Annotated in this window: 15 protein-coding genes; 9 read left to right on the forward strand and 6 right to left on the reverse strand. The window is 71.2% G+C overall.

Translation table 11 applies throughout. The annotated features are described in order from the left end of the window. Nucleotides 1–142: 142 nt before the first annotated feature. On the reverse strand, nucleotides 143–949 hold the full coding sequence (pyrF, locus tag AB0B61_RS23070) for an orotidine-5'-phosphate decarboxylase (protein ID WP_358435142.1): 807 nt from the start codon (nucleotides 947–949) through the stop codon (nucleotides 143–145). A 136-nt stretch (nucleotides 950–1,085) separates the two neighbouring features. On the opposite strand from pyrF, the gene AB0B61_RS23075 reads away from it, so the two are divergent. Continuing rightward, nucleotides 1,086–1,562, forward strand: a complete 477-nt coding sequence (locus AB0B61_RS23075; RefSeq protein ID WP_358435145.1) for a DUF2283 domain-containing protein — start codon at nucleotides 1,086–1,088, stop codon at nucleotides 1,560–1,562. Between the two features lie 18 nt (nucleotides 1,563–1,580). On the opposite strand, the gene AB0B61_RS23080 is transcribed toward AB0B61_RS23075, so the two are convergent. After that, nucleotides 1,581–2,591, reverse strand: coding sequence for a LacI family DNA-binding transcriptional regulator (locus AB0B61_RS23080; protein ID WP_358435147.1), 1,011 nt, complete (start codon nucleotides 2,589–2,591; stop codon nucleotides 1,581–1,583). 66 nt (nucleotides 2,592–2,657) lie between these two features. On the opposite strand from AB0B61_RS23080, the gene AB0B61_RS23085 reads away from it, so the two are divergent. From AB0B61_RS23085 to AB0B61_RS23105, 5 genes are all read left to right on the forward strand, one after another. Further along, on the forward strand, nucleotides 2,658–3,455 hold the full coding sequence (locus tag AB0B61_RS23085; protein WP_358435150.1) for an HAD-IIB family hydrolase: 798 nt from the start codon (nucleotides 2,658–2,660) through the stop codon (nucleotides 3,453–3,455). A gap of 92 nt (nucleotides 3,456–3,547) precedes the next feature. Beyond that, on the forward strand, nucleotides 3,548–5,293 hold the full coding sequence (locus tag AB0B61_RS23090) for a S8/S53 family peptidase (RefSeq protein ID WP_358435152.1): 1,746 nt from the start codon (nucleotides 3,548–3,550) through the stop codon (nucleotides 5,291–5,293). Continuing rightward, nucleotides 5,293–5,937: a sigma-70 family RNA polymerase sigma factor gene (locus tag AB0B61_RS23095; RefSeq protein WP_358435155.1), complete on the forward strand. Its 645-nt coding sequence runs from the start codon at nucleotides 5,293–5,295 to the stop codon at nucleotides 5,935–5,937. Before AB0B61_RS23090 ends, AB0B61_RS23095 begins: the two co-directional genes overlap by 1 nt. Further along, complete coding sequence (locus AB0B61_RS23100) at nucleotides 5,934–6,416, forward strand: hypothetical protein (RefSeq protein WP_358435157.1); 483 nt, start codon at nucleotides 5,934–5,936, stop codon at nucleotides 6,414–6,416. Before AB0B61_RS23095 ends, AB0B61_RS23100 begins: the two co-directional genes overlap by 4 nt. 199 nt (nucleotides 6,417–6,615) lie before the next feature. Then, on the forward strand, nucleotides 6,616–9,375 hold the full coding sequence (locus AB0B61_RS23105; RefSeq protein ID WP_358435160.1) for a CHAT domain-containing protein: 2,760 nt from the start codon (nucleotides 6,616–6,618) through the stop codon (nucleotides 9,373–9,375). Nucleotides 9,376–9,535: 160 nt separating this feature from the next. Here AB0B61_RS23105 and AB0B61_RS23110 read toward each other — a convergent pair whose 3' ends face one another. Beyond that, complete coding sequence (locus AB0B61_RS23110) at nucleotides 9,536–10,651, reverse strand: hypothetical protein (RefSeq protein WP_358435163.1); 1,116 nt, start codon at nucleotides 10,649–10,651, stop codon at nucleotides 9,536–9,538. A gap of 466 nt (nucleotides 10,652–11,117) precedes the next feature. Between AB0B61_RS23110 and AB0B61_RS23115 the strand changes: the two genes are divergently transcribed. Next, entirely contained in the window at nucleotides 11,118–11,489 is a 372-nt protein-coding gene (locus AB0B61_RS23115; protein WP_358435166.1) for a hypothetical protein, read from the forward strand. A gap of 22 nt (nucleotides 11,490–11,511) precedes the next feature. On the opposite strand, the gene AB0B61_RS23120 is transcribed toward AB0B61_RS23115, so the two are convergent. Together AB0B61_RS23120 and AB0B61_RS23125 are read right to left on the reverse strand one after the other, a co-directional pair. Further along, entirely contained in the window at nucleotides 11,512–12,210 is a 699-nt protein-coding gene (locus AB0B61_RS23120; protein WP_358435169.1) for an endonuclease V, read from the reverse strand. Nucleotides 12,211–12,220: 10 nt separating this feature from the next. Further along, a complete protein-coding gene (locus AB0B61_RS23125) occupies nucleotides 12,221–12,541 on the reverse strand; it encodes a hypothetical protein (RefSeq protein WP_358435171.1) in 321 nt (106 codons plus the stop codon). Nucleotides 12,542–12,675: 134 nt separating this feature from the next. Here AB0B61_RS23125 and AB0B61_RS23130 point away from each other — a divergent pair, with 134 nt between their 5' ends. Further along, nucleotides 12,676–13,881: an alpha/beta hydrolase gene (locus AB0B61_RS23130; protein WP_358435174.1), complete on the forward strand. Its 1,206-nt coding sequence runs from the start codon at nucleotides 12,676–12,678 to the stop codon at nucleotides 13,879–13,881. 8 nt (nucleotides 13,882–13,889) lie between these two features. Here AB0B61_RS23130 and AB0B61_RS23135 read toward each other — a convergent pair whose 3' ends face one another. Next, the gene (locus tag AB0B61_RS23135; RefSeq protein ID WP_358435177.1) at nucleotides 13,890–14,939 is read right to left on the reverse strand and encodes a hypothetical protein; all 1,050 of its coding nucleotides are present in this window, start codon (nucleotides 14,937–14,939) and stop codon (nucleotides 13,890–13,892) included. A 242-nt stretch (nucleotides 14,940–15,181) separates the two neighbouring features. On the opposite strand from AB0B61_RS23135, the gene AB0B61_RS23140 reads away from it, so the two are divergent. Next, the gene (locus tag AB0B61_RS23140) at nucleotides 15,182–15,592 is read left to right on the forward strand and encodes a hypothetical protein (protein ID WP_358435179.1); all 411 of its coding nucleotides are present in this window, start codon (nucleotides 15,182–15,184) and stop codon (nucleotides 15,590–15,592) included. Nucleotides 15,593–15,667 lie beyond the last annotated feature (75 nt).

Genomic DNA, 15,667 nt, shown 5'->3' on the forward strand with positions numbered 1-15,667 from the left:
GCTCCTCGACTCCGGCTGTTCTGATCAGCCCAGGACCTGCGGGGCTGAGGTCACCGCGTCAGAACCTCAATGATCAGTACGCCGGAGCACGAGCCGCGTCAGGACGGAACCTAGGGATGTCCCTAGTTCGGGAGCGAGCCCGTCAGGAGGACAGGTGGTGGGCGCAGTCGTCGCGGTAGCGCTGCACCAGCTCACGGATCCGCTCCGGGTCGGCGAGCACGGCCCGTGACACCGACGGCACGACCGCCTGCCGTACCGGACCGAACAGCCGGGCCAGGTCGGCCGGAGCGGCGCCCTGCGCGCCCAGGCCCGGTGCCAGGATGGGGCCGTTGAGCTGGTCCAGCGGATGCTCCAGCGACGGGAGGGTGGCGCCGATCACGACGCCGACCGGGCCCAGCGGGGCGCGGCCCGCGTTCGCCGCCGCGGCGCCCGCGAAGATCTCGCCCGCGACCGCCGTCTGCAGCGCGACGGCCTCCGGGTTGGAGGTGCGCGCCAGGACGAAGACGCCGGCGTCGTTGGCGATGGCCGAGGTGATCGCGCCCTCCAGCGAACCGAACCCCAGGTAGGGGCTGAGCGTCACGGCGTCGACCGCGAGCGGGCTGCCCCGGTCGAGGTACGCCTCGGCGTAGGCGGCCATCGTGCTGCCGATGTCACCCCGCTTGACGTCGAGGATCACCACCGTGCCCGCCTCACGCAGGTCGGCGATGACGCTCTCCAGCACGGCGATGCCCCGGCTGCCCCAGCGCTCGTAGAACGCGGACTGCGGTTTGACCACCGCCGCCACGTCGCCGATCGCGTCGACCACGGTACGGCTGAACCGCTCCAGCCCGGCCGGGGAGTCGTCGAGCCCCCACGCGTCGAGCAGCGCGGGGCTGGGGTCGATGCCTACGCAGAGTGGGCCGTACTTGTCGAGCCTGGACCGCAACCGTGTCCCGAACGACTCATTCACCACTGGACTCCCCTCGCGACGTACGCAGACTAACGGCGCCGGTCTGATGCGGGAAAGGTTTTCGACCATGGCGGTATGGGCTGCCTCTTCTCGCCTCCAGTCTTCCAGAGTTCGCCTCCGGGGTAGATCAGCTGACATGTACGAGATCGCCCACCGCACGCTGACGCTGCGCACCGAGCCGCTACGCGAGGTCGTCGTCACGATCGGGCTGCCGATCGAGGAGCCGACGGGGGAGTGGTCGTGCCCTTACCGGATCGACGGGCTCGCCGGGTGGGAGCACGATCGCAAGGTCACCGGCGTCGACTCGCTTCAGGCGCTCGAACTCGCCATGACCATGGTGCGGGCCGCGCTCGCCGGCTCGCATGAGGCCAAGGAGGGGTTGCTGAGCTGGGACGAGGAGCCCGCCGACGGACGCGAGCACACGGTGTACGTCCGGTGGGAGAAGGAGCACGACGTCGCTTATATCGCGATGAAGCACGAAATAGTGCCAGGGGAGGCGGTTCGGCAGACTCTGTCGGAGGATGTCGTGCTCGACTACGCGGAGTCGGGCGAGCTGCTCGGCGTGGAACTGCTCAACGCGACCACGACGATGCCGTCGGAAATGCGCCTCTGAGCGGGCGTCTCTGAGAGATCAGGCGGCGACCGTGGAGTCGCGTATGACGAGTTCGGTGGCGAGTTCGACGTGGCGGGAGTCGATCCTCTCGCCCGCGGCCAGGCGCAGGGCGGTGCGCAGGGCGACGGCGCCCATCTCGCGCAGCGGCTGGCGTACGGTGGTCAGCCGCGGCGAGGTCATGGTCGCGATCTCGGTGTCGTCGAAGCCGACGACGCTGAGGTCCTCGGGGACCCGCAGGCCACGGGCCCTCGCGGCCTGGATGGCGCCGAGGGCGCTCTCATCGCCGGCGGCGAAGATGGCGGTCGGCGCGGGCCGCAGGTCGAGCACGGCGGCCCCTTCTTGCAGCCCGTGGGGATAGCAGAAGCCCGTAGTACGGACATATTCGGGAGGTACGGCCACGCCCGCGGCCTCCATGGCAGCGCGGAAGCCCTGCATGCGCGCCTGGTTGACGGCCGCGGTCGCGGGTCCGCCGAGGTAGGCGATGCGGCGGTGGCCGAGGTTCAGCAGATGCTGCGTGGCGGACAGGCCGCCGGCGAAGTTGGTGCAGCCGACGCTGCTCACGGGGGCGTCCGGCAGGTTCAGGGGGTCTATGACGACCACCGGTAAGCGTACGCGCGACAGCGCGGCGAGCTGGGCCTTGGTCGGCCCGTTGGTAAGAGTGATCATCGCCCGTCGGCCGGCGGCGACCAGGTCGCGAGCCCAGGAGGTGCCGCCGCCCATGCTTTTCGTGCCGCTGACGACGACCGCCACGCCCGCCTCGGCGCCGGCGTCGATCGTGCCCTTGATGATCTCGGTGGAGTAGGCGCACATTTCGTCCACCCACATCTCGACCGTGGCCGACCCCTCAGTCCGGTCCCGGTGCGACGAGCGCGGGACGTAGCCGTGCTCCCGCAGCAGGGACTGCACCAGCGAACGGGTGTCAGGAGCGACTTCGCGGCGGCCGTTGAGCACCTTGGACACGGTGGCCACGGATACGCCGGCCGAGGCGGCGACGGTGGCCAGCGTGGTACGCCTGGGACTGCCCGGCATGAATTCCTCCCTAACGCTGACATATACCTCAAAGAGGTTCTCAGCCGCACCGGATTTAATGGGGAGGTGATCCCACCCCGCATCGTGGCAACAGACCTTGACGGCACCCTCCTCGACTCCACCGGCTCCGTGTCCCCGCGTACCCGCCGCGCCCTGGGGCGTGCCCGCGACGCCGGAGCGGACATCGTGTTCGTCACCGCCCGGCCGCCACGCGGCGTGGACCCGATCGCCGCGATGGCGGACGTCACCGGCACCGCGGTCTGCAGCAACGGGGGCATCGTCTACGACCTGGACACCCGCGAGATCACCAGTACGTACGCGCTCGACCTCGCCGCCGCGAGAAAGCTGATGAACACGCTGCGCGAGGCCCTGCCCGGTGTCGCCTTCGCGGTGGAGACCGGCCGCCACATCCTGGTCGAACCCGCCTACACCAGGCGCATCCTCCCGGACCTGCCCTTCACCCGCGAGGTCACGGACGCCTGCGAGGAGGGTGAGCCGGTCGTCAAGCTGCTGGCCTGGTCGGCGACGCACGCGGTGGACGAGATGTTCACCGCCGCCGTCGCGGCCGTCGAGGGCCAGGCCGAGGTGACGCACTCGGGCGGCAGGGGCCTGCTGGAGATCAGCGCCCCCGGGGTGACGAAGGCCGGCACGCTGGCCCGGCTGTGCGAGGAGCGGGGGGTGAACGCGGCCGAGGTGGTGGCGTTCGGCGACATGCCCAACGATCTCGCGGTGCTCGCCTTCGCCGGGGCGGGGTACGCGATGGCCAACGCGCACCACATGGTGATGGCGGCCGTCGAGCGGCGCACGCTGTCCAACGACGACCATGGGGTGGCCGCGGTCCTGGAACGCCTGTACGTCTTGTGACCCGGTTGTTACGCCGCACGTTGTATCACCGCGGCGGACGGTGGCTCCTCTTCTCCATACGCTTCATACGCGGCTGAGACGGAGGCCACCGGATGCTGACCATCGACTACCAGAGCGAGCCGTACGCCCCACGGGGGGAGGGGTGCGGGCTGCCGTCGCGTGACCTGGTCTTCCCCCAGGTGCTGCTGGATCGCTACGGAGCGAAGGTCCTGGATCCGGCGACGGTCGAGCTCGACGCCGGCGAGAGCCGTCCCGACTCGACCGTCTACCGCTCGGACGTGCTGCTGATCCCCGTCCAGGTGCTCGACTCCGACGCGGGGCTCGCGTGGATCACCGACACGCTCGCGACGATCCAGCTCACGATCGAGGTCTCCGGCCTGCGAGACCGCTACCGCTCCGGCTCCGGCTCCCGCGGTGGTGACGGTGACGGGGCGCCGAGCTGGCATCCCGTCGTGCTCAAGGTCGCTCCCGGCGCGACGGATGTGGTGGTCGACGCCTGGCGGGCACTGCGGACGCTACGCCGCGCGCTGCGGGACTTCCCCGACACGCCGCAGCAGCCGGGGCCGACGGGGCAGCCGAAGCAGACGGAGCCGACGGGGCAGATAGAGCCGACGGGGCAGACGGAGCAGGTGGGGCAAGCGGAGCAGGTGGACGTCAAGGAGCTCCTGTCCGGGATCGCGCTGGACCACCTGCTCGCCGGGTCGGCGTTCGTCGGCGTGGGCGCGGCCCTGGACATCGGCGGCGAACCCGCCACGAGCGGGCACGGGATGCCCGGCGGCGCCTACGCCACGCCCACGGCCGGCTACGCCAGAACCCCGGTGAACGTCGTGGGCGGCCCACCGTCCCGCAGACCCGCCGCGAACATCGGCGGCCGCCGTCCGGTGATGGTCATCCCCGACACCGGGCTGCCGAAGCAGCGGCACGCCTGGTTCCGGCCGGTGACGGACCCCGACGCGTTCCTGTCCGTCAGCGACGCGGCGCAGCAGCGCGTACAGGATGCCGTCGAGGCGAGCCAGCCGAACCCAGGCACCGAGCTCATCGGGTACGAGGAGGACGCCGACCCGCCGAACCCCCTGCTCGGCACCCTGAACACGCACACCGGCCACGGCCTCATGGAAGCCGGACTGGTGTGCCAGGTGGCCCCGGACTCGCGGGTGCTCATGATCAGGATCATGCAGGCCGACGGCGTGGTGCCCGAGGAGGCGCTGCACGCCGCCCTGGACCACCTGCTGGACGAGATCGCGGGGGGCGCCTTCTACGACGTGGTGTCCTTGTCGCTCGGGTACACGCACGAGACGGCCGACGACGCGCTCCACACGCCGCCGCTGCTGGCCAAGCTCACCCAGCTCCGGCGGCGCGGGGTCATCATCGTCGCGTCCGCGGGCAACTACGCGTCGAGCCGCGCGTTCTGGCCCGCCGCGGGCGCCCTCGACGGCGAGAACGATCCCGACCTCGCGCCGATGCTGGGAGTGGGCGCCCAGAACCCCGACGGGACGATCGCGATCTTCAGCAACGAGCACGAGGCGATTCGGTGGCACGTGTCGGGCGCGGTACTCGTCAGCACCTTCCCGCCCGGCGTCAAGGGTGCCCGGACCGCCTCACTCGAACTGACCGGCCGGGCCTCCTTCGACGGCGACAACCATCAGAGCCAGTTCGCCACCTGGAGCGGCTCGTCGTTCGCGGCGCCCGTACTGGGAGCCACGATCATGCAGATGATGATCCAGGACTACGAGGACGTCGACCTGGCGAACAGCGACCAGCAGGTGGCACTCAAACGCGCGCACGCCGTGGTCGCCAGGCTCAGGAACGGCGACGCCCCGACGATCACACCGGTGTGATGGCCGCCGACCTGAGGCCGGAGCCCGGTCCGAGACCGGAGCCCGGTCCGAGGCCGGAGCTTGGGTCCGCCGATCGCGCCGATCGGCGCGATCGACTGGCCGGCCTGCTCCAGGAGGCCAGAGACGGCCGGCGTGACGCCCTGAACCTGATCGCCGCCGACCTCACACCGCTGCTGTGGCAGGTGGTCAGGCGTCAGGGCCTGGACCGGGAGGCCGCCGAGGACGTCATCCAGACGACCTGGCTGAGACTGCTGCACCACCTGAAGTCCATCACCGCCCCCCGGGCCCTGATCGAATGGCTCGTCACGACCGCGACCCGCGAGTCGTGGCGGGTCCAGGCGACGCAGCGCGACGCCCGGCCGGTGAGCCCCGGCGCGTTCGACGACGTACCGGACACCGACACCCTCCCAGAGGACCTCGTCCTGCGGAACGAACGGCACCAGGCGCTCTGGAACGCCATGGAGCGGCTGTCGGAGTCCTGCCGTGATCTGCTGCGGCTTGTCGCGTTCGCCCGCCGCCCGAACTACGAAACCGTGGCCGTCACGCTGGGCATGCCGAAGGGCAGCATCGGCCCCACGCGTGGCCGCTGCCTGGCCAAGCTGCGCCGCCTGCTGGCCGAGGACCGTGGCTGGAGCGTGTCATGATCCCTCCCGATGACCTGGACCCCACAGACGAGTCCATTCTCGACGAGATCAGGAAGATGTTCTCGGTGCTCGACCCCGTGCCCGAGACGCTGGTCGAACGGGTCCAGTTCGCCCTGGACCTGGAGACGGCCGACGCCGAGATCCTGCGGCTGAGCGAGGAGGTGGGGCTGCGGGCGGGCGTGCGCGGCGGTGAGGAGAGCCGGACGATCACCTTCGAGGGCGACGACCTCACGATCATGATCAGCGTCAGCGTCCAGACCCAGCGCCTGGTACGACTGGACGGCTGGCTCGCCCCACCCGGCGACCACCTGGTCGAGCTGCGTACCTCCGAGGGACCGGTCCTGGTCAGGGCCGACGACCAGGGAAGGTTCGTCATGGACGAGGTGATCCGAGGGCTGGCCCAACTCGTCGTACGGCTGGCGGTGGACGTTCCGGGGGTGGGCGCGATACTGGCGGTGACCCCCTCCATAGTCCTGTGAGCGGCCGGTGCGTCCCGTGAAGCCCGCACGTCCTGTGAAGCCCGCACGTTCCGTGAGTCCCGCAGACCCCGCGCCGGGTCCCGCAGATCCCGCGAGTTCCGCGAGTACCGCTGGTCCCGGGAGTCCCGGAGGTCCTACAGGTCCCGCGAACGAGGTCGCGGCTGAGAGCCCGGAGAAGATTCACGACCGGGCGGCCCGGTTGCACGAACTGGCCGTCGCCGCGACCGACGATGGCCACCCGGGGTTGGCCGCGCGGCGGCTGCGGCAGGGCTTGGCGCTGCTGCGCTGGGAGACCGGCGGACCCCCTGAGAGCGCGGATCCGGAGCGGGCGGCGCTGCTCGCCCGGCTCCTGACCAGCCTTGCCCATGCCGAGGCCGAGCAGGGCCACTCCGCCCGCGGTACGGAGCTGCTCGACGAGGCGCAACGCTGGGCGCCGCCCGCCGAGTTGGCGATCGTGCACGGCCAGCGCGGGCTGATGTACCTGCGTACCGGCCGTACCGCCGAGGCGCTCGAACAGCTCGACCTCGCCGTGCCGCGGCTCGCTCGCAGCGTGGAGCTGGCCAGGGTGCTGCTCAATCGTTCGGTCATCCACCTCATGACCGGAAAGGTCCGCCTGGCCCGCGCCGACGCGCGCCGCAGCGCCGAGCTCGCCAAGTCGCACGGCCACGAGGTCATCGAGGCCAAGGCGCTGCACAACGACGGCTACTGCGACCTGCTCCTGGGTGACATCCCGACGGCTCTGGCGGTGTTCGGCGAGGTCGAACGCGCCTATCGCCGCGTCAACCCAGGGTTCCTGCCCGTGCTCGCGCTGGACCAGGCCAGGGCGCTGCTGGCGGCCGGTCTCGCCGACGAGGCCGGCCGTACCCTCGACGGAGCGCTCGACGGGTTTCGCAAGCAGCGGCTGATGCAGGACTACGCCGAGGCCGAGCTGGCCCGCGCGCAGGCGGCGCTGCACGCCGGGCGCTTCACGGAGGCCCGCACGTGGGCCCGGCACGCGGAGGCCCGCTTCCGCCGCAGACGCAGCCCGGCCTGGGCGCTGCGGGCGGAGCTGATGCGCCTGCGCGCGGAATTCGCCGCCCCGCCCCGCCCCGAACCGCTCCGCCCCGAACCGCCTCGCCCCGAACCGAGCGGCACGCTCGACCAGGCCGCCAGCCCCGAGGCGGGCGATGTGCCTGACCAGAGCGTCAGGCCGGGGGCGCGCGGTGCGCTCGACCAGGGCGTCAGGCCGGGGGCGATCGCGCGCAAGGCCAGGGAGCTGGCGGCGCGGTGTGCGGAGCTCGGTCTGCGGGACGAGAGCGAGATGGCGACCTTGCTGGCGATCCGGGCGCTGGTCGCCGCCGGGAACCTCACCGAGGCGGACTCTCTCGCGAGCCACGCCGCACCTCCAGCCGCACCCTCAGCCGCACCTCCAGCCCCACCTGCATCCGCGCATCCGGCTGTACCTCCAGCGGTGCGACCCAGGGCCGACTCGCTCGCCGTACCACCAGCCAAGCGGCTCAGCTCGCGCGTCGCGCCGCTGGAGGTGCGGCTGATGCGGCGGCTGGCCGAGGCCGAGCTGGCCAGTGCGCGGGGGCTGCGCGGCCAGGCGCTGCGGCGGGTCCGCTCGGGGCTGGCGCTGGTCCACGAGCACCGCGGCCGGCTGGGCAGCCTGGACATGCAGACGGGCGTCACCGCGCTGGGGTCCGACCTGGCGGCCGCGGGCCTGGCGGCGGCGTTGGCGAACGGTTCGGCCCGGCTGGTGTTCGAGTGGTCGGAACGCTGCCGGGCGCAGGCGTTCCGCTTCCCGCCGATCCGCCCCCAGCATGACGAGCCGACGGCCGAGGCGCTGGCCGAGCTGCGGCATCTCGCCCAGCGACTGCACGCGGGCGAGGCGGCGGCCCGCCGCGACCCGGAGATCCGCAGGCGCTGCCTGGAGCTGGAACGCCTCATCAGAGAACGCGGCTGGCAGCTTCCCGGGGCACGCGAGAGCCTGGCCCAAGCCTCGACGGCCGTGGTCGAGGCCGAGCTGGCCGCCGCTGGTCTCGCGCTGGTGAGCCTGCTGAACGTCCGGGGCAGGCTGCTGGCCCTCGTCCTCGGTGCCGGGAGGTGCCGCCTCCTGGAGCTCGGGGCGTACGAGCCGCTCGCCGAGGCCGTACGGCGGCTGACCGGCGACCTCAACGCCCGCGCCGGGCGCAACCTCCGACCGGCCCTGGCGTTGGTGATCGAGGCGTCGCTACGGCGGCAACTCGGCACCATCGCCGACGGACTCCTCGCACCCCTGTTGCCGTCGCTCGCCGGGGCGAGCGGGATCGTCGTCGTCCCGACCATGGACCTGTCGGCGATCCCGTGGGGAGCGCTGCCCGGCCTCGTCGGCAAACCCGTGGTCGCGGCCCCTTCCGCACAGGTCTGGGCCACCGCCCAGCGGGCCCGTCTGGCCGGCGTCGCCGACGGCGAGCCGCCGCTCCTGGTCGCGGGCCCCAACCTCACGGCCGTGAAGCCCGAGATCGAGCACCTCGCCGCCCTGTACCCGAAGGCCCGCCGGCTCACCGGCTCCGCCGCGACCGTCGCGGCCACCCTGGAGGCGCTGGACGGCGCCTCCATCGCCCACCTGGCCGCCCACGGGCACCACGAGCGGGAGAACGTCCTGTTCTCCCGCCTCGTCCTGAGCGACGGACCGCTCATGGCGCACGACGTCCAGCGCCTGCGTACCGCGCCGCGGCACGTCGTCCTGTCCGCCTGCGACATCGGCCGGCTGGTGGTACGGCCGGGCGACGAACTGCTCGGGTTCACCGCGGCCCTGCTCTACATGGGTACGCCGACCGTCGTCTCCAGCGTGGCCAAGGTGCCCGACGAGACGGCCATCGAGATCATGGCGGCCTACCACCGGCACCTCACACTCGGCCTGTCACCGGCCGCCGCCTTGGCCACCGCGTCGGCCACGGCACCGCTCTCCACGTTCGTGTGCTTCGGCGCGGGTTGAGAGGGTGTTTCGATCCCCGGAACTGAAGGTCCTCGGAGACCTGCGGGCCCCGGGGCGGCCTGCCATGGCCAGCTCGATCGGGTTGCGGTGAGTACGGCGATGTCACGGTCGAAGCAGACGATGATGTGGCCTTGTGGGGTGGCGGCTCATCGGTCGGTTCTCAGTGGGCAGCGCCGGAGGGTTTCGCGGGTGCGGGCCGATCAGTCGCTGTTCGCTTGCGGTAGACGACCTCCTTGTCGCCAGGAGCCGGGTACGCCATGATCAGCAATCGCTGGCCGCCCTGATCTTCGCCGTTCCAGGGGAACCAGGCGTAGTGCACACGGATCCGGTAGTGGCCCGCGCGGCCGTTGAGCGACAGGTCGGGCAGCTCCGTGCCGCTGAGGCCGTCCGAGAGCACGATCTCTCCCGAGGGGCTGTGGTAGCCGACCTCGACGACCGTGTCCCAGCCCTTGGTCTCCACAGGTGGGCGGCGCGGGTAGGTCTCGACGGTGACGCAGAGGTCGAAGTCGGGGCTCGTGATGACGGCCAGGGTGCCGGGTCCGGAGGAGACCAGCCCGTTGCCGGGCTCCAGGTTCGGGCCCTCCTCCTCGCCTTCGTACGTCTCCAGGACGCCGTAGTCGGTCATCTGGGGCTCTTTGATCCGGATGGCCGTGGCCGGCTTGATGCGCGGATGGTGGCGGGGCGTCGCGTCGCACATGCGCTGGGCCTCCGCCCGCATCTCCGCGATCTCCCGGTCCTGCTTGGCGCGCTCGGCGTTGACGACGGCGGCGGCGCTGGGGCAGATGCCGGCGAGCGGGTACGTCAGGGCGCGGCGGTCGATCTTCCAGCGGGCCGGCTCGTGCGGGTCGTTACGCGTGTGGAGGTCGCACAGTCGGCGTCCGTAGGCGAGCACGACCTGGTCGGGCGTGGTGGCGGCGAACCGCGCCAGGCCGGTGCCCTCCTTACGGAGGGCGCAGACGAACTGCTGCTCGGCGGTCAGCTTGGGGGGCGGCTCCGGTCGTTCCTGTTCCCAGAGCGGGGGCGGATCGCACTCCTTGGCCGTGGTGGCGGGCCCGCGGGCCTGGTCCGCCGTGGGGAGAAGGCAGAGCGCCGCGGCCGAGGCGATGCCCGCCACGAGCACGTGGCGTCGGCTGCGATGGGCGGGCGGGGCGGCGTACAGGAACGTCAGGATGAGGGCGGACGCGGTGAGCGCGAGGCCGTACCACAGCGGGGAGATGCCGGTGGAGACGAGCGCGCCGTCCTTGACGAACAAGCTGTCGGGGTAGAGCGGCAGCACGCCCAGCCCTGCACCGCCCCGATCAGGACCAAAAGGATCACGAGCCCCCACCACGGTTGGAGGTCGTCGGTCGCGAAGCCACTCCGGTCCGCGACGACCGCCCAGAGGGGGGTGACGTCGCCGGTGGCCTGTGCGACGACGGCGAGGGCGACCACGGTGGCCAGGTAGACCATGGCGAGAGCGGCCGCGATCCGGCCGAAACGGTGGCGGCGCATGAGGGCACTCCTGGGGGCGGAAGCGCCCAACACTAACGAGCCGCCGCCAAGTTGATCAAGAGTCGGTTGGGTAACGAGCCCCGGGCAGCGGTACGAGGAGCCCCGGCGTGATCCGGCATCCGCATCGGCCGGGCCAGGTCGTTAGTGAAGCTGTACGCCTCCTGGCGTACAGAGGATGACGACGGGCGTCGGATGCCGCGCTGTCGTGACGGCAAGATCCTTGAGACCTCACGAGGTCAAAGGAGAAGCGAGTGGTAACTCAGGCCGCCAAGGGGAGCGGATATCTGACCGCCTTCAAGATCATTGTCGCATTGAACGCGCTGGCGGTGCTCTTCCAGGCCGTGACGGCCGGCCAGTTGCTCAGCGGGGCGTCGGCGGGGTCGCACGGTATGGGGGCGTTGGCCGTACACGTGCTGGGGCTGGTGCAGGTCGTCGCGGCCGTGCTGGTGTGGCGGCCGGGGCGTGGGGCGGGCTGGCCCGCGCTGGTCGGGCTGGCGATTCTGCTGCTCGGGTTCGTGCAGTCGGCGGTGGGCGGGGCGGGTGTGCTGACCGTGCACGTGCCGCTCGGGATGGCGGTCTTCGGGCTGAGCGTGTGGCTGCTGGTCTGGGCTTGGCGCCGCTGAGTCGGTCACGGGGGATCGTCGGCTACAGGTCGCCGTGTCTGGCCAGGTGGTCGGCCTTGCGGATGGGCTCCGGCAGGCGGTGGTACGGCGAGAGCCGCAGGACCTCGGCGCAGGCCGTGTCGAGGGTGATGCGGTGGCCCTGGGACACGTACACCGGCTTGACGTTCGACTGCGTACGCAGGGCGCGGCCCACGGTCGAGCCGTCCAGCTCGATCGGCGTCCATGCGCCCCGAGCGGGGTCCGGGGCGTCGTGGGCGCCGACGAAGTGGGTCTTGCCCACGCCGATCGCGGGCAGCCCGGTGAGCACGCCCAGGTGGCAGGCCAGGCCGAACCCGCGCGGATGCGCCAGGCCGTACCCGTCGCAGACCAGCAGGTCAGGGGTGACAGTGAGCTGTTCGAGCGCCTCCACCAGCGCGGGCAACTCCCGAAAGGCGAAGAGCCCCGGCACGTACGGAAACCGCGCCTTGCCACGAACCACCACTCGCTCGACCACCACGAGCTCGCCCGCCACGCCCTGTGTGGGGTCGTCCGTGGCGGCGGTTGTGGAGAGCACCACCACGGCGGCGGCTACCTCGTCCTCGCCGTGGTAGTGCACGTCAAGTCCCGCCACCAACGTGAACGAGGTCGGGCCGGTCAGCTCGACGTGAGGCCGGAGGCGCTCCTGGATCGCCTCCGCCTCCGCGGTGCTCGTCGGCCAGGGGTGAAGCTGGTTTACCCGCACATGCCCCAACCTATGCCCGTCGGCTCCCGGGGGTGTCACTGTCACCGTAGTTCGGGTCGTCGGCGAACTGCAGCGTCAGGGACCGAACATGCAGGCACGGCCATTCTTCGACGTTGATGTCACTGCCGAACCCTCCTCGGGGGATCTGCGAGCAGGCGCGGCACCCCGTGAACCACATTCCTCGCTGCTCCACCCGGCCGCCGCCCGAGAAGATGTATGGGGCACACATTCGCCGGGGCTCATGGACGACGAGTCGCTCGAACCCGGCCTCATCCAGCCGCGTCAGCAGGAAGTCAAGCAGTTCCTCCACGAACGGCTCAAAACGCGCCACTCCGGCATCATCCCATGGGTGCCGTCGTCGACGGCCTCCCCCTGGAATCGGGGCGTATCGCCCTGCATTCCCATCCCGACGATGCGCGGTCGAATAGAGGACCAGTGGCGACAGGTTCTGTAGTGTCGGGAATCGTGAGGGATGTCCTGGTGGTCGTCGGCCCAGGGCTGGTCGCCGACGCCGCGTTGCTCAGCGAGACCGCCGAACGCGAGTTCGCCGCCCTCGGGGTCTCTGGCTCGCTCGTGCACGCTCGTGACGCGGCCGAAGTCATGGCGTGTACGACGGGCGGCGACGGTGAGTTGTCCGCCGCGGCCGTCGTGGTGGTTCCGGGGCCGGTGGACGAGGTGCGACGGCTCATGGGGCAGTGCCTCGGGCCTCTCGTGTGGCTGGATCTCGCCCGGGTGGATGGGGCTGAGGTGGGGGAGGGGGCCACGCACGTTCACGGGCGTGGTGTCGAGGGGTTGATCTGGGCGATTCGGCATGCCGTACACCGTCTGCGACATCCGCGGACGCGGATCGCGTACGGGGCGCATCGCGATCAGTGGGGTGAGCTGTACCTTCCCGAGGGGTTACTGCCCAGGTCCTCCGGCGCGGACGTCCAGCAGGCAGACGGGGACGGGCCGGCTGTCGTGGTGCTCCTTCATGGCGGGAACTGGCGGTCGAACTGGGCGGCCGATCTCATGGACGCGCTCTGCCTGGACCTCGCCGGCCGGGGGCTCGCCGTGTGGAACCTGGAATACCGGCGTCCCGACCTGCATGGATGGCAGGCGACCACCGCCGATGTGGCCGCTGGGCTGGCCGCGCTGGCGACCGTGGACGCGCCGATCGACCTCGACCGGGTCGCCGTCGTCGGTCACTCCGCGGGGGCGCAGCTGGCCTTCCGCGCGGTGGCCGACGGGGCGCGGGTTTCGCTGGTCGTCTCGCTGGCGGGGATGCTCGACCTCGTCGAGGGCGACAGGCGCTGGCTCGGCTCCGGCGCGGTCGCCGGCGCCCTCGGCGCAGCCTCCGGCTCCGACCTCCACGTCGGTACCGGCTCTGACCTCGGAGTCGGTACGGGCTCCGGTGGTGGTGACGTTCGTGGTCCGGGCGAGGTGGAGCAGGTGTACGGCGGGGCGAGTCCACTGCTCAGGTTGCCGTTGCAGGTCCGCCAGCTGATCGTCCAAGGGTCCGGGGACGAGCTGGACCTGGTGGACTTCGCGCGCCGCTACGCCAGGGCCGCCCGGGATGCCGGAGATGACGTGACATATCTGGAAATGTCCGGCGACCACTTCGCGGTGATCGACCCGCATGCCCCGATCTGGCGCACCACCGCCCTCGCCATCACCGATGCCCTCCGATAACCCGGACTTCACTCGACTCGCCAATCCTCCTCGCGCGGTGGATAGGTGAATGTCTGGGTATCAGCCCAGCCCTCGGCGACGATGTGATAATCGTGCGCGGCTTCGCTGGCGGTGTGGTCAGGGCCGATGTCGACCGTGTCGGCGATCGACCAGGCCCCGTTGATCTTCTGCTCGATGACATAGAGGAACTCGTTGTAGCCCAGGGAGGAGGACACGAACGTGTTGACGATGGTGAGAGAGCGGCAACCCGCGGTCAGCGTTCGTGGGATTTCGACGATCTGCTCCCGCCATTTGTAGGTGCTGTCGCCGGGCAGCCGCCGCCACGACCCGGCCGGATTCCCATTGACGGTGATGGTGGCGTACTGCCGGGCGACGCCCGCGTCCAGGCGGCGGATCAGCCGCACTCCGCTGTTGGCGGGATCGACGGTCGCGGTGAACCGGCTCGATCCGCCGGTGCTGAACGCACGGCCGTCATCGCTGACGATGCGGCCGGGACCCACAGGACCGCCGGAACCGTCGGACGCGATGCCTTGTGACGCTCCCCGCTGATCGAAGATGACGCTCAGGGCGCCCGCGGTCGCCAGTGCGGCCAACGCGGCCGACACGGCGGCTTGGCGCCAGCTTCGGCGGGGGACAGGAGCCGGTCCTGCCTTGTCGGGTCCCGCCTCGTCCGGCCCGGCTGTCCGGCGGGCGGGCATCGCGCCGCCGGAGTTGCGATCCGGCTCCGTCCCGGCGGGCAGCCGGGCGACTCGTACCCGCTCCCATGCCCTTTCCCACGCCGGGAGCTGATGCTCGGCCACCCGGCACGCCCGCAGGAAGGCCATCATCAACGCCTTCTTGGGGAAGCGCCGCCCAGCCAGCATGTCCGCACAGGTCGCCCGTGGCAGCCGGGTCCCGCCCGCCTTGTCCGCCCGCAGCTGCAGCTCCCGCAGTGACGTATCGGCCCGCGCGAACTGCTCGGCCAGCAACCTCACCAGATCCTCGTGGCAGGTCACCGACTCCACCCCGGATCGGGACACCTGCCTGACGACCCGGGACTCCTCGCCACCCTCGCTCATCGCCTCGAACCCCCGCCCTCCCGGTCTTCAGCTCCTCCGTACCGCAAAGTGTACGAGCGCTTACCCAGCGTGTCCGAGGGATGGCGGCGGCGGCGACCTGCCGTCCGGGCCTGGCCATCGGGTGGCTCGATTCCGTCCGAGTCCGTCCGAGCTCCTGTTGGACACCTCGGGGGTGCGGCTTCGCTGGCTCTCAACGCGGCGAACCCGCCGCACCTGACGGAGCAGAAAGGCAGACCACCATCATGATGATCCGCAATGTCACGGCCAACGCCCTCCTGACCGCGGCCCTGTTCGGTGCCCTCCCGGGGGCCGCCGCCACCCCGGCCCTGGCGGCGGCCGCGGAGTGCGGGGTCCGGAGCGACGGCAAGCTCTACTGCGGAAACACCCCGAACGTCACTCTGTCCTACGACGCCTCCTACCAGACCGCGGAGACCGGCGTACTGACGAGCGGCTTCAGCTGGTTCCAGTGCTGGGTCGAGGGCGGCCCGCACGCCGGCGGCAACAACATCTGGTACCTCGCCGCGGGCGACAAGGCGGTGCCGCCCTACCGCGGCTGGGGCTTCCTGCCCGCCGTCCATGTGGCCACCGCCCATGACCCCGCGCCGGGCCTGCGCGAGTGCACCTTGGCCGACTACGACCTCATCGGCCCGTGACGCCGCCGAGGTCCGGACCCTCCAAGAGAACAACCTCCCCCAAGAGAACAACCTCCCCCAAGAGAACAACCTCCC

This window comes from Nonomuraea sp. NPDC049158, assembly GCF_040648335.1.
Classification (GTDB): Bacteria; Actinomycetota; Actinomycetes; order Streptosporangiales; family Streptosporangiaceae; genus Nonomuraea.

Bases quoted from the DNA above. Each gene is read 5' to 3' on its own strand.
- AB0B61_RS23075 (WP_358435145.1), top strand. From the start codon at position 1,086: ATGTACGAGATCGCCCACCGCACGCTGACGCTGCGCACCGAGCCGCTA.
- AB0B61_RS23080 (WP_358435147.1), bottom strand. From the start codon at position 2,591: ATGCCGGGCAGTCCCAGGCGTACCACGCTGGCCACCGTCGCCGCCTCG.
- AB0B61_RS23090 (WP_358435152.1), top strand. From the start codon at position 3,548: ATGCTGACCATCGACTACCAGAGCGAGCCGTACGCCCCACGGGGGGAG.
- AB0B61_RS23095 (WP_358435155.1), top strand. From the start codon at position 5,293: ATGGCCGCCGACCTGAGGCCGGAGCCCGGTCCGAGACCGGAGCCCGGT.
- AB0B61_RS23100 (WP_358435157.1), top strand. From the start codon at position 5,934: ATGATCCCTCCCGATGACCTGGACCCCACAGACGAGTCCATTCTCGAC.
- AB0B61_RS23135 (WP_358435177.1), bottom strand. From the start codon at position 14,939: ATGAGCGAGGGTGGCGAGGAGTCCCGGGTCGTCAGGCAGGTGTCCCGA.
- AB0B61_RS23140 (WP_358435179.1), top strand. From the start codon at position 15,182: ATGATGATCCGCAATGTCACGGCCAACGCCCTCCTGACCGCGGCCCTG.